14 protein-coding genes are annotated in these 12,875 nt (G+C 43.8%); 6 read left to right on the top strand and 8 right to left on the bottom strand.

The window, feature by feature from the left end:
* Positions 1 to 79 precede the first annotated feature (79 nt).
* From ACIM339_RS02420 to ACIM339_RS02410, 3 genes are read right to left on the bottom strand one after another with little or no spacing between them, the layout of a single operon-like run.
* Positions 80 to 2,110, bottom strand: a complete 2,031-nt coding sequence (locus ACIM339_RS02420; protein ID WP_015283012.1) for a hypothetical protein — start codon at positions 2,108 to 2,110, stop codon at positions 80 to 82.
* 39 nt (positions 2,111 to 2,149) lie between these two features.
* On the bottom strand, positions 2,150 to 2,422 hold the full coding sequence (locus tag ACIM339_RS02415; RefSeq protein WP_015283011.1) for a transcriptional regulator: 273 nt from the start codon (positions 2,420 to 2,422) through the stop codon (positions 2,150 to 2,152).
* On the bottom strand, positions 2,419 to 2,964 hold the full coding sequence (locus ACIM339_RS02410; RefSeq protein WP_015283010.1) for an epoxyqueuosine reductase QueH: 546 nt from the start codon (positions 2,962 to 2,964) through the stop codon (positions 2,419 to 2,421). Before ACIM339_RS02410 ends, ACIM339_RS02415 begins: the two co-directional genes overlap by 4 nt.
* Before the next feature lie 115 nt (positions 2,965 to 3,079).
* On the opposite strand from ACIM339_RS02410, the gene ACIM339_RS02405 reads away from it, so the two are divergent.
* Positions 3,080 to 3,442: a MarR family transcriptional regulator gene (locus ACIM339_RS02405; RefSeq protein ID WP_015283009.1), complete on the top strand. Its 363-nt coding sequence runs from the start codon at positions 3,080 to 3,082 to the stop codon at positions 3,440 to 3,442.
* On the opposite strand, the gene rpiA is transcribed toward ACIM339_RS02405, so the two are convergent.
* The 3 genes from rpiA to ACIM339_RS02390 are packed head-to-tail and all read right to left on the bottom strand — an operon-like array spanning position 3,426 to position 5,631.
* Positions 3,426 to 4,100 carry a ribose-5-phosphate isomerase RpiA gene (rpiA, locus tag ACIM339_RS02400; protein ID WP_015283008.1) on the bottom strand — a complete coding sequence of 225 codons (675 nt, stop codon included), beginning with the start codon at positions 4,098 to 4,100 and terminating at the stop codon, positions 3,426 to 3,428. The two genes, ACIM339_RS02405 and rpiA, sit on opposite strands and share 17 nt — an antisense overlap.
* Positions 4,097 to 4,768 (bottom strand): helix-turn-helix domain-containing protein, encoded by a 672-nt coding sequence (locus ACIM339_RS02395; protein ID WP_015283007.1) that lies wholly within the window; start codon positions 4,766 to 4,768, stop codon positions 4,097 to 4,099. The genes rpiA and ACIM339_RS02395 overlap by 4 nt, the downstream gene beginning before the upstream one ends.
* A complete protein-coding gene (locus ACIM339_RS02390; RefSeq protein WP_337954341.1) occupies positions 4,765 to 5,631 on the bottom strand; it encodes an ATPase domain-containing protein in 867 nt (288 codons plus the stop codon). Before ACIM339_RS02390 ends, ACIM339_RS02395 begins: the two co-directional genes overlap by 4 nt.
* A gap of 85 nt (positions 5,632 to 5,716) precedes the next feature.
* On the opposite strand from ACIM339_RS02390, the gene ACIM339_RS02385 reads away from it, so the two are divergent.
* Genes ACIM339_RS02385 through ACIM339_RS02370 form a run of 4 tightly spaced genes read left to right on the top strand, consistent with a single transcriptional unit; the run spans position 5,717 to position 7,853 of the window.
* Positions 5,717 to 6,532 (top strand): ATPase domain-containing protein, encoded by an 816-nt coding sequence (locus ACIM339_RS02385; protein WP_015283005.1) that lies wholly within the window; start codon positions 5,717 to 5,719, stop codon positions 6,530 to 6,532.
* 5 nt (positions 6,533 to 6,537) lie between these two features.
* Positions 6,538 to 7,227: a KaiC domain-containing protein gene (locus tag ACIM339_RS02380; RefSeq protein ID WP_015283004.1), complete on the top strand. Its 690-nt coding sequence runs from the start codon at positions 6,538 to 6,540 to the stop codon at positions 7,225 to 7,227.
* 9 nt (positions 7,228 to 7,236) lie between these two features.
* On the top strand, positions 7,237 to 7,578 hold the full coding sequence (locus tag ACIM339_RS02375) for a hypothetical protein (protein ID WP_015283003.1): 342 nt from the start codon (positions 7,237 to 7,239) through the stop codon (positions 7,576 to 7,578).
* Positions 7,575 to 7,853 carry a hypothetical protein gene (locus ACIM339_RS02370; protein WP_015283002.1) on the top strand — a complete coding sequence of 93 codons (279 nt, stop codon included), beginning with the start codon at positions 7,575 to 7,577 and terminating at the stop codon, positions 7,851 to 7,853. Before ACIM339_RS02375 ends, ACIM339_RS02370 begins: the two co-directional genes overlap by 4 nt.
* Here the strand turns inward: ACIM339_RS02370 and ACIM339_RS02365 are convergent.
* Positions 7,850 to 8,455: a hypothetical protein gene (locus ACIM339_RS02365; RefSeq protein WP_015283001.1), complete on the bottom strand. Its 606-nt coding sequence runs from the start codon at positions 8,453 to 8,455 to the stop codon at positions 7,850 to 7,852. The genes ACIM339_RS02370 and ACIM339_RS02365 overlap by 4 nt on opposite strands.
* Before the next feature lie 54 nt (positions 8,456 to 8,509).
* Positions 8,510 to 9,769, bottom strand: a complete 1,260-nt coding sequence (locus tag ACIM339_RS02360) for a tripartite tricarboxylate transporter permease (protein WP_015283000.1) — start codon at positions 9,767 to 9,769, stop codon at positions 8,510 to 8,512.
* A gap of 119 nt (positions 9,770 to 9,888) precedes the next feature.
* Between ACIM339_RS02360 and ACIM339_RS02355 the strand changes: the two genes are divergently transcribed.
* The gene (locus ACIM339_RS02355; protein ID WP_015282999.1) at positions 9,889 to 12,873 is read left to right on the top strand and encodes a PKD domain-containing protein; all 2,985 of its coding nucleotides are present in this window, start codon (positions 9,889 to 9,891) and stop codon (positions 12,871 to 12,873) included.
* The last annotated feature ends 2 nt before the right edge of the window (positions 12,874 to 12,875 follow it).

Genomic DNA, 12,875 nt, shown 5'->3' with positions numbered 1-12,875 from the left:
CGCCCTCCGCCGGGGGCCCTGGTGCCCGTGAATATGAGAAGGGAGGGCAAATATAATTTTTTTGGAAAAAAGGGGAAAATTATTTTCTCCGCAGGTATAGAATCACCGCAACTGCAAGCAGAGGTACGAGTACTCCAAAGCTCAGTTCGGGCACTGCAGAATTGATCTCGTAGGCCTGCACGCTATCTCCTGTGGTTATTAGTATGGTATTGCCCTCGCCGTTTGCCCTGAGTTCATAGCCGAACGTATGTGGGTTCCACATCATTCTTGTTGTTTTTGTGAGTGTGTGGTCCTCGTAGACCTCTCCTCTCCAGAGAAGAGTGCCGCTCATTCCATCGTAGAATCTTATGAAACTGTCATCCATGGGAACGGAGTTATTCTTGGTGTGGTAGTACATCATAATTTCCATGTCATTTGTCCCATCTCCGTTCACATCCCCGGGTAGCACGCAAAGAGCAGTCCAGTTGGAATAATCCACGTTGTTTATGGTGCTGTTGACCTTTATCGTGTATAGGGCACTTCCATTCTTCAGGGATATTACCGTTGCGTTCAGGTACACTCCATTTCCATCGCTGTAATAACCCTGCATTATCACCTCGTTGCCAAATCCATCACCGTTCAGATCGCTCACATCGGTTGGGTAGAATGCAGCCGCAGCAAGACCAACGACCCTGTTGTAGGTGTGGTTCCAGAGCGTGCTCCCGCTTGCCCCGTCCATTGCGGTCAAGTTAACCCTCTCCCAGTATGAGTTGGTTGTGTGATTTGATCCGTACAGGTATATGTCGTAAACAGAGTCTCCATTTATATCACTCTCCGATAGGGATGGCACGTACATGTATCCCGATGAGAGCGTTTTCTGATAAATTGTGGTGTTGTGTTCTATGTCAAATGCCACAAGAATTTTATTGCTGTTCACAAAAATTGCATCCCCATACGTATCATTATTGAGATCCTGCGTTCTCCTCATGAATGTTAGATTTACATAGGATGGCAGAGATTCCATTATCTGCCTGAATCCCATACCTGCATTGTATCTGGCCACCACCTTTCCGCTTGAGTTTATGAAATACATATAGGTTGTATTTGCGTTGTAGTCGTAGGTTATTACCTGCATATCCACATTGTGGTCTGCATCATAATCTATGAAATTTATGTATGGTCCAAGTTCTCCAACGGGAGATCCAAGAATAACAAATCCGGGCAGGGTAACGTTCCACAGAATTTGACCATCTGTGGCTTCTATTCCACTGATAACCGTGTTGCCCGAGGACTCGTTAACCATTATAACATCAGCACCCTGATACGCGGTCTTCCCATCATTGAAGCCCCAGCCGTTGAGATCGGTGGGTTCAATACCCACTGGGTAAAATGCACTGTATCTTGAGAGTGCCACCTCCTTTCTCTCCCATACAACGTTTAGGTTGTAATCCAGCATGATGGTCTGCACTTCCATTGCGAAGTATCCAAATAAATTGCCCGTGTAGAATCCCATGAACAGAAGCCCCTCCTTGTTTGTATAGTTGTAATTCATAATGCTTATCTGGGCGCTGTACATGCTTACCGTTGCAGAACCGTATGGTGTGGATATTGTTGATGGAATTTCTATGTACCCGTAGGAGGAATTGCTCAGGTCCTCGTTTAACCTGTAAATTGATATTCTGTGTGTATCGCTGTAGTTGGTGAAAATCATATATTGGTATGCTGAGACAACATTTCCAGAGGAATCCACATGGGTTATTCCGTAATAACTTGCCTCAATACCTATTTTATTTCCATAGTGTGTTGAAGCAATATCTGTGAATTTATTCCTGTACAGCACGGTACCATCTGCGCCGCTTAAAAGCACCACTGAGTATGTTTTTGCAGTGTAGTTGTGAATTTCCACAAGGACTTCCGGTACACCGTCACCGTTCACATCGTAGTGTATGGAAGAGCCAATAGTTGTTTTCTGAATACCCATGGTAGTATCGTAGGTTGTATCAATTTTGGGTTTGTATACCCAAAGTTGCTGAGGCGAAAAATTGCCATGTACACCGTACACCGTGCCCGGAACAATGGATAGCACCAAAAGGCCTATAACTACACCAACCAGCACGGACATGATTTTCATTTCAGTCGCCCCCCCTTAATAAATAAGCAATTAAATTATTTAAACTTTTAGTAAAAATCTTGGCTCCTCAATCCAGGTGCTCCTGCATTTTGGGCATTTCTTGGGCATCTTTATCTCTGCCCTGAAAATGTAACCGCATTTATTGCACCTTGCAGGTAGGATAAGCATTCTGCCGTATTTTGGAGATTTTGCAATGTGCCTCAGGTCCTCAATCACCAGGTTTACAGGTATATCCATAGATTTTGCGATTTCAGAGGGGCTCAAATCCCCCTCCTGCAGGAGTTCTGCAATTCTCTCTCTTCTCGTTCTCAAGGATCATCCCTCCAGTACCTGTCAGCCTCGCTGAATATGCAACCGCAGTAACCCTGGCGGTATATTCCCGCCTTCTTTGCAAGTTCCTCTCCCTCCTCAAACCAAGGACGCATATCAATGTAGAGAAATCTAATTCCCGTGCTTTTTTCTATGCTCTTCCCTATTTCCCTGATCAATTCGTGCTTTTGATAGGGGGCAAGGAGTAGGGTCGTTGTGAAGGCATCAAAACCAATTTCCTTTGCCTTAACTGCGGTTTTGTAGAGGCGCTCGGCGTAGCAGTACTTGCACCTGAGCACGTTGCTCCTTTTGCTGAGTATGCTTGCCCTGTAAAGCCACTCCTCCAGGGGATATGAGTAATCGTAAATCACTTTTGCTCCTATTCTTCGTGTGTATTCTTGGAATGCTTTCAATCTGCGCAGGTACTCCCTGTAGGGCTGGATGTTTGGATTGTACCAGAATACGGTGATTTCATGCTCATTCTTCAAATGTTTGTATGGGGCGGCCAGGCACGGGGCACAGCATGCGTGCATCAGCAGTTGCATATTTTCAATAATGCATGCCCCAATTAATTATTTTGGATTCCGAAAATTATAAATATCTGATGGAACATAGAAAACCTTATATAGGAACACTTTAATATATGGTTAGGTGATAGATATGGTTCGGGAGGAGATGACGCAAAACGACGAAAAACTTGCATCATTGTTGCAGAAGGCTGGATTATCCCGAAATGTGGCAAGAACCCTCGCATATATGTACCGGAGGGATGAGGTCACCTCTGTGCAGATTGAGAAAAATACAGGTCTAAGGCAGCCAGAGGTTAGTATTGCAATGCAATGGCTAACAAAGAGGGGCTGGGTCACAAAGAGGGATATAAAGAAAGAGGGCAAGGGCAGGCCTGTACATGGTTACAGGCTTGCAAAACCGTTTCCCATGATCCTGGAGGAGATTGAAAAGGACCTCAGGGCGAGGATAAATGAAATAGAAAAATTGATAAAGGATCTCAGGGCCTTCTCATAATTTCAACTTCCTCTTTTTTTCCCACAACAACCTCGTTGGCCATATCTATAAACAGTCCTATCTCCACAACTCCGGGAATTTTGTCTATTTTTTCTTCCAGAATTTTCGGATTTTCTATCCTATTAAATTTGCAGTCAACAATGTAATTTCCGTTGTCTGTGATGAATGGTGTTTTGTCCTGCATTCTCAGGGATGGCCCGCAACCAAGTGAGGAGAGCACGTTCATCGTCCTTCTGTATCCGAATCTGACGATTTCAATTGGAAGTGGAAATTCACCAAGCACTTTTTTCACCTTGCTCTCGTCCACAACAATAACCTCGTATTTTGATGCATGTGCAACGATCTTCTCGCGCAGGAGCGCTCCCCCACCGCCCTTTATGAGGTTTAAATTTGGATCAACCTCATCAGCTCCATCCACAGTGATATCTATTTCCGGATACTCATCAATACTTCCTAGTTTTATTCCAACGCTTTCTGCGAGTTGCCCCGTTGCCTTTGAAGTGGGTATGCCGATTATATCTATCCCTTCTTTCACCATTCTTCCAAGTTCCAAAATGGTGTATTTCACCGTACTGCCGGTGCCCAGTCCAACAACTTGACCGTCTTTGATGTATTTCGCAGCGTACTCTCCCGCTCTCTTCTTCATCTCTTCTCTCATTTCTTTACCCCCAGAATTGTTTTCAAGGGTGATATGAAAATTCCCAATGTGAAGTTTTCCATCCCAGATAGCCTTATTATGATCTCGAAATCGTAACTGCCCACTATTTCGGCGCTGTAGCCCCTTTTTTCAATTCTCTTTATGAAGTTCTTCTTGAATTCGGAACCCTGCACGGAGTACATGTCCATCTTTTCGTAGAATCCCTCGTTGAGGCATATCATTTTTCTCGTGCCCTTACTCACATCCACAAGGTTTAGGGATTTCAGGGTATCCACCACCCTGTAAGCAGTGGCACGGCTGGCATGCTTTGAAAGGTAGGGCATATCTCTGCACCTATCCACCAGGGAGCGTACTATGATCCAGCCGCTCCTCGTGTTGAGAAGATGAAATAGAGGAAGGTCCTCCTCAAATATCAGTTCCGATGGGCAAAATAATTTCTTCTTGTAAATTTTCAAATCTACAAATCCCTCGCGCATAAGCCTTTTAAGATGCCATTCAACATTCTGCACGTCGTATCCCAATTTTCTCATAAGTGAAGAGGAGGTCTGGCACGGGGCGCGGGTCAGTTCTCTGAAAATCTCCCTTCTGTGCCTGTTTGAGAATATGTGGTATCCACGTTCAATCTCCTCCTCCTTGATGAGTTTTTGAAGCTGAGAGGAAATCTTCAAGAGTATTCCTCCACAATTATGTCTGCAAGTTCATCTATGTTTACATCCTCAAGATCTCCGTCCTCGATATTATTCAGAACCTTTTTGATTCTGTTTTTTACTATGGGTGAAGCATTTTTCAATTTTTCCATAACTCTCTTTTCCAGCTCCTCCACAGTTATGCGTGTGCTCTTTATCTTGTAGGTTCCCCTCATCACCACCAGTCCAAGTCCACGCACGATTTTGTAGGGAAATATCTCTTCGCTGTGCCTGCTACCCCTAAGTTTTATTATTTTCAGATCTCTTCGTGTGTTGTTCTCAATGTACCTGTACCTAAGGTGTATTATTGAATCTGCAAGGTACATGGGTATTGCGGTTTCTGGTGCCGAGAGATTTGAAGGTCCATGCTCCTCCAGAGTGGCAACTATTGTACCTATCTTCCTCATCTCCTTGAGCATGAATCCCAAAAGCTCCCTTTGCTCATAGCGGGAGGGTGTGGCCCAGACCACGGGGGTGAGCGGGTCTATGGCAATTCGGGTGTTTGCCCCGAGCCAGGTGGATACAAAATCTGGAAGTTCCTTTCTGATGAATGCCTTGAACTCTTTGCCAGAGGCGTCCACAAATATCAGTTTTTCCTCCTCTATGAAGTACTTTATATCTTCCCACCCCATGTTCAGGGCGTCCCTGATTATCTGCTCCTTGTTTTCATCCAAACTTATGAATATGCAGTCCTGCCCCCCCATCAGCCCGCGAAGTATGAATTGAGTTGCAAATGTGGTCTTTCCAGCACCTGTTGAACCTATGACCACGGTTGAAGACCTGTTCATAAGCCCCCCATCCAGGAGCGGGTCCAAGCCAAGAATTCCCGTTTTTATTCTTTCCATAATTTTAAGCATTGAAAATTGATATTTAAGAATTTCTTGAAAAACCGTGCAAAGTTTTAAATTTAAAATTGCTATGATTTGACAGATGAGAATTCCTACATCTGTGGCGGCCTTTGATGAAATCGTGAAGGGTGGGGTGCCTGTCGGTTCTGTGGTAATTCTTGCAGGAGAACCCGGTTCGGGGAATGTTGAATTTGCGTACACTTCGGCTGCAAAACTCTCGATGGCTAGGAAGTATGAGGAACGCAGAAAATTCTTCATAATTGAGGCTCCCGACATATACGTGCCCCAGGGGACGCTTTACATATCTTTCTCAAAGAGTTCAGAGGAGATTCTTCGCTCGGTGGAGATAACATTTGATGAGGATCTCCACGAGGCGTTCAGAGATAAACTCAAATTCAGGGATCTCTCTGTAGAGTACTTTCGTAACAGCGTCGTGCCCAGAAAGTGGATATCCGAGAACACTGAGGAGTTCTTAAGGAGAAAGGGCGAATTGCTCAGGGAATTTGTGAGATGCATGGAGGAGTCCGATGGGAATATTGTCATTGTTGACTCTCTCACGGATCTGGTTACCACACCCCGCATAGATTTCAACAATCTTGTTGACATAATAAGGGGAATTCGCCGGGTTGCAAAGAGGTGGAACACTGTTATTTACCTCCTTCTCACCCTAGGAGTTATTGATAAGATGAAGGAGAATCTGCTTTTTGATGCCGTGGACGGTGTGTTTGTGTTTGAATGGCACGGTTCCGGAAAGTACTCCAAGAGGTACCGTTATATGTACGTTCTTAAATTTGAGGGTTTGATGGCGCATCTTGAGGAGGAGAGAATTGCTCGGTTCAACACCACTTTAAATAGGAGGAATGGATTTGTTGTTGTTAACACCGAGAAAATTGGGTGATAAAAATGGAGAGGGTGAAAACTGGAGTTGATGGTCTGGACGACATGCTCAACGGGGGTATCCCAAAGGGGCACAGCATAGCGGTCATAGGGGCCTTTGGAACGGGAAAAAGCACCTTGGCTATGCAGTTCATATGGGAAGGTCTGAAAAACGGAGAGAGGTGCATATTTCTCAGTTTGGAGGAGGATGAAGAGAGCATACTAGAAAGTGCAGGAAGCTTTGGATGGGATTTTTCAACCCACGTTGAAAATGGCAACTTGCTCATAATAAAACTAGAACCCGAGGATGCGAAGAGCAGTGTGGAGCGTCTTGAGGGGGATATACCTGAACTGATAAGAACCCGCAGGGCCTCGCGAATTGTAGTGGATTCAATAAGTTTGATCACCATGATGTACGAAAGTATGGATGAAAAGAGGAAAATAGTATTTAAGTTGAGCAAGAGCATAAAGGAAAGCGGAGCAACTGCGCTCTTCACAACGGAGGTGGATCCAACAAATCCCCTAGTCAGCAGGGATGGTATTGTGGAATACGTTGTTGATGGGGTAATCCTTCTTTCCTTCCTTGAAGAATCTCATCGTTTAAAACTCACCATAAGGATTTTGAAGATGCGCAGAACCCAGCATTCCCGCGAGGTTAAGGAGTATGAGATAGGAGATAATGGAATAACGGTTCTCTCGGAGGCCGATGTGTTCTGAGGTGAGCATATGGACGAGAGGGAGTTGAAAAGGATAGCCGCCCTTTATTTCGGGCTCACTCCCACGCCAAAAATACCAAAAAATGTGGATTTTGAAGTGCTCAGAGATTTTGAAGGAGATACTGAGGGTGCAAGAAAATTGAAAATTCGGTGGGAAAATCATATGGGTGCAGAGACCGGGGTGGCCCGTTTGAGTCCCATGGACATCATGTACTATTTGGGTATGAAAAACACAGGGGAAAACTACAGGAGAGCGGTGGATATTTTAAAGGGAATTGCAAAGATGCACAATCTGCCCCTTGTAAGGGTGGGGGACAGGTATTTGCTTGTAAACCCAGAGCACAGGAGGTGAGTGAAATCAAGGAGGATATTTTGAAAAATGTTATTGAGAGCATGAAACTTGACCTTTATGTGGAGAGCAAGATTTCTGAGATGCACGTGTGCTTTTTGTGTGGAAGAATAGGCTACAAGAATTTGCCCATGAAAAAGATAGGCAATAAGTGGATATGCATAGATTGCCTGAGAGAACTCAAGGAGGCACTGGATTCCCTGGAAGAGTGGGAGCAGGAAATAACCCTGCGTCAAGAGATCAAAAAACAGATTGAAAAAGAATTTGGTGGAGATTAGACGGCGAAGGTCTCTCCCTTTGTGTACTCCTTCTTTATGAAATCTATTATTATGCTTCTATCTCCCTTGAGATGGGACTCGTACCATTTGGGTATTACCTTTAAAAGGATCTCCCTTATCTTATCCAGGCTTGCTTTGCTGACTTTCTCATCGTAGAGTATGTACTGGCTGTAAATCCTTTTTAGGCCCGAGTACTTGTAATACTCCTCTCCTTCAAAGAATTCGAAGATCATCTTGAGCCTCTCGCCCTCCTCTGTGCCGTAATACACTATTTTCAGAGAATCCCCGGTCCTGTTCTGATCCCTTGTTAAATCCACCAGGCTTATCTCCGTAACTGAGGAAAAATCAAAATCCTCGCGAAGGTTCCATTTATCGGGGAAAACTATAAACTGACCCCATTCTGAGTGTGGGGGATCCATTCTGAAATGAACATTTATCTTGTTAAACTGAAGCCAGATCCTCCAGAAATCTTCAATGAGGTTCATATTCAGTTCTTTCTTCGTCTCCTTTTCGGTGGAAATTGTTTTTATAACCTCATCTCTCTTCTTCTCTAGTTCGCTTTCAAGTTTCTCATACCAGTTGACCTCTTCTTTCTTTGCCATTTTAATCCCTCCACAGTAATGTTATTGGTGGGATATAAAATTATCGCCCGGATCTCACAGGTATGCCAGGAGTGCGGGTAGAATGATTACTCCCATGAGATGAACACGCATTGTGCCCAGTTTTGGAGGGAGCAGCCCAATTAGTGTTGCCACCACTGCTAGGAACAACCCAATAGTGCCCGAAAATATGAAAATAAGCACGCCCAGTGTGAGGATCATGGCTCTGGATATAAGCCCGTACCTTGATCCAATATTTCCAATTTTGAGAGCAACGAATTTTCCTATTTTCAGAGTTATGAAGAAGGAAGCAATTGAAGCTATAACCACGGTTAGAAGTATAATCACAAAATCTCCTGGTGGAAGGGTGCTGAAGTTCCAGAGATTAACTGTGATCATCTGGGAGATTGCGTTCACAGCCCCGCTTCTGGGTTTCAGGATGAGAAAAAGTGCCAGTAAATTAAATATGTAATTTGATGTGTTCACACTTCCCAGTGCGAAGATGAAATCCTCGGTGTCATCATTCTTCACAAATAATCTTGATAGAACGGCGGCCACCCCAGAGGTTACTCCCGGTAAAAAACCAACCAGGGAACCTGTGAGCGTACCTATCATGGATGAGAAATAATGTTTCTTCAGAACATGCACCTTCTCAATCTTCTGCTCTGGCACCTCTGTGTGCTGTGAGAGTATCAGTACGGGTATGCCAAATAATCCTGTGAAAACGGGAAATAGTGTGTTTGGTGTTAATCTTAATGGCATATAGTTGTTGTTTAGAGGTATGTTCAGAGCAAGGTATCCGAATATTCCTGATAGAATGAAGATGAGTGAGGCAAGAGCGATATATTTCAATCCTTTTTTACTCTCCATATACAGAATCCCGAGGATTATTGCCACAAGTATTACGGGGGTGTAGTATGTGAGGTAATTTGAGAGATTGAGGTCAATTAGTGCTATCTTGAAAAGGGGGATCAGTGGCATTGCAAACAGCGTGGCCAGTAGAGAGCCGAACGTGGATATGTACACTGCGCGATACCCCTGACCATGAAGAAGTAACCTGTGCATTGGTAGCACGGAGAGCGAGGTGTCCTCACTGGGAGCACCTAAAAATGTGGAGGGTATGAAATCCAAAAAGGTGTGGGTTATCATATTTGCAACTATCATATTTGCCAGAAGAAATGCATCTATCTTTGTTGCCGCATATATGGAAAGTGCTATAATCGCGACGTTATTCACGTGAAATCCGGGGGTGAGGCCCGTTAATATGCCGAAGGCAATTCCCAGGAAAACGAAGAGGATGTAGAGCAAAACATCCATGTTTGAGGATTTTTTTCATTTATTTAATTTTTCTCGGGAGATTTTTGATTTCTCAGAAAAGTATATAAATAGAAAGTGATTTTACCCCACACCAAAAAGAAAGATGGAGGGAAAACCCTATGAACACCAAAAATTGGAAAAAAGGAGAAGTGATCGCAGCGATTGCTTTATTGCTGTTTAGCGCCCTGGTATTTGCAGGGACAGTGAACGCTCTTGAGCCACAAACCGGTGAATTGAGTTTTGTACTGATATATAAGGATGTTAATACTGGAGGTAGTGATTTTCTTTCTGGAGTGACCGTTTCACTGTTTGATATTAATGGTAAGTACGTATCTTCAACGGAATCCTCTTCAAATGGTATAGTGAAGTTTGAGAATGTGCCCTACGGAAATTATGCCTTGAAAACACACGGACAGGTAAAGGGCGGGTATTTCTACGACAGTGCATTTGCAGTTGTCAAATTTGGAGCCAGTGGGTTGACCACCCTTGATGGTAATAGTTTTGGAAGTTTAACGGTTGACAGATATGCACTTTCCAATGTTCTCAACCTAACCGTGGTGAAGAATGGAGAGGTCATACCCGCAACAGTATCTGTGTACTTCCATGGTTCCGAGATAGTGGAGAAATACATAGGGGAGTATGGACTGTTCAACCTGCCGACTGGCAAGGTAACTTTGAAGATATCCTATCTTGATGGTGGAGTGAGCAAGGCGTATTACAGGGAACTCAATGTGAATGGAAATATGAATATGACGATAAACGTGGGCAATGCCCAGAAAATATGGGGTATTGTTGAGGATGCCAGCACCGGAATGCCCGTAACAACAACGGTACACGTTACGATAATAAACGAGACCTCTGGAGAGTACACAATACTTCAGTTCCCTGGAGGGCCCTTCAGCTTCTATCTCGTCTCTCCATCCAACTACAAGGTTGTAATAACAGCCGATGGATATGGAATAAATACCTACATGGCCAATCAACTCGCTTTGAGCCAGCCAAAGAAAATATCCCTTCAGCCTGTTGAGGATGATGTGAATTACACAATAGCCCTATCTGATGATCTCACAACGATAAATGTGCAGTACAGCATGATGGTAACCAATGAAACGATAATCCCTTCACTTCCATTCAACAATACGGGTGTGCTCTACTACCAGATGAAGTTCCTGGGTAAGGACATGAATTTTGCAAGGAATTACTTTGAAAATAATGTGGCCAAGTACACAACGAATCTAATAACCCTAAATGGCAACATATATCAGCTTTCAACATACACGGCATCCTGGAATGGAAATGAGCTCACAATAAATGCAAATTATGTGAACAACGACGTTTCTAAGAAAACCCTCCTGAAGAATGGAATGATTGAACTCACACTCTTTGCAAAGAAAACCACTTACCTTGGTGCAAAGTTGGTGTACACCTACAATATAAATCTTCCCAACTATCTGGAGAGGAGCACCAAGGTTACTGGTGCAAACGTGACTGGTTATGTGGGCACAATAACAATCAGTGATGTGAAGAACACTCCTGTGAAGATGGATCTGAAGGAGAGAAAGAGTCCTGCAATGCGTATAAGCCCACTCAGTTTCAAGTTTGGATGGGATGGGATGAAGAACTCCAACTATGTGGTCAATCAGAGTGCAGATAACTACACAATAGTGGTGCCTGCAGGTAAATCAGTATGGTTCAATGCCTCCCGCGTGGTGTATGATAGGGTGTGGAATATGTTCAATCCAGAGAACACAACTTATACTTGGGTATTTGATGGAATGGTGTATAAATCAGGCGTGGGGGTTTACAATGTATCCAAGAGTCTTACCACGGGCAAGCACACACTCAAACTGATGGTTGAAGATATTGGTCAGAACACCAATGAGACCAATATTACAATACTGGCGGATAATTACTATCCAACCGTGAACATGGTCATAGAGTATCCATCCGGTAAGATGGTTGCAAAACTAAGTATGCCCACGATGAATACAATAAAGTACAGTGTTTACGGCAATAATGGTACGGTTAATATAGTAAATGACACAGCCACGATCCCAGTTACTCTGACATTCAATCAAACTCAGGAAATAATATACGACGCTACAAAGAGTTACGATACATATGATGGAAAGAATAAGGTTGCTCTACCAATAGATGTTCTCTGGAATTTCAATGGGGTTAAGAGCAGTGGTCTCAACAAGACCTATGCCTTCCTGAAACCAACCAGAAATGGCCCATATACAATAACCGTGAGTTTCACAGATGCCGTGAATCACACCTTAACGATAAAGTTCCATGTGATAGTGAAGGATATAACCCCACCGGTTCCCAAGGTGAACATCACATCCAACGGTAATGAGGTTACTGAGATAAAGGAAGGAGAGAACGTCACATTTGATGCCTCAGGCAGCTATGACCCGGACAATGGGACAATCGTGTCATATCAGTGGACCATAAAGGATAAGAATTTCAAGGTTGTTAATGCCACTGCTGGTGTTTACAAGATAATAAACGGTACGCTCAACTCTCCCAAATTGACCATTCAGTTCAAGCAGTTTGGAACCTATTACATAATACTCAATATAACCGATGCTGCAGGAAATTACAAGGTTTACAACAAGACCTTCAGGGTTGCACCGGTTAGACCTGATCTTTCTGTGACCGATGTTCAGGTTAAGGGAGACAGGGTTGAGGGAAGCCAGCTAACCTTTGTTGTGAATGTCACAAACAATGGAAACAAGGTTGCAAAGGTGTATTACATTGCCCTCATAGTAAATGGTAAGGAAGTTGCAAACAAGACGTTCTACAATCTCAGCGCTGGGAGTTATGCAATAGACAACATAACCTATACATTCTCAGGAGCCAACAACTACTCTGTTACCGTGAAGGTCTACTGCCCCGATGAACCGGCAAGTTACACAAGTGACAACAAGAAGGTCATAAATGTGGATATTGCCCAGGCCCCCTGGAAGACCCCAGCCATAATAATAGGAATAATAGTGATCATCATAGTGCTCGGATACATTGGCTGGATCGCGCAGAAGAAGAAGGCTGGCAAGGGCAAATTCACAAAGAGAACAAAGAAAGAGAAAGCAAAGAAATAAAA

The organism is Aciduliprofundum sp. MAR08-339 (assembly GCF_000327505.1).
Lineage (GTDB): Archaea > Thermoplasmatota > Thermoplasmata > Thermoplasmatales > Aciduliprofundaceae > Aciduliprofundum.
The sequence above is the reverse complement of the archived record's forward strand: the minus strand, read 5'-3'. Positions and strand labels throughout refer to the sequence as shown.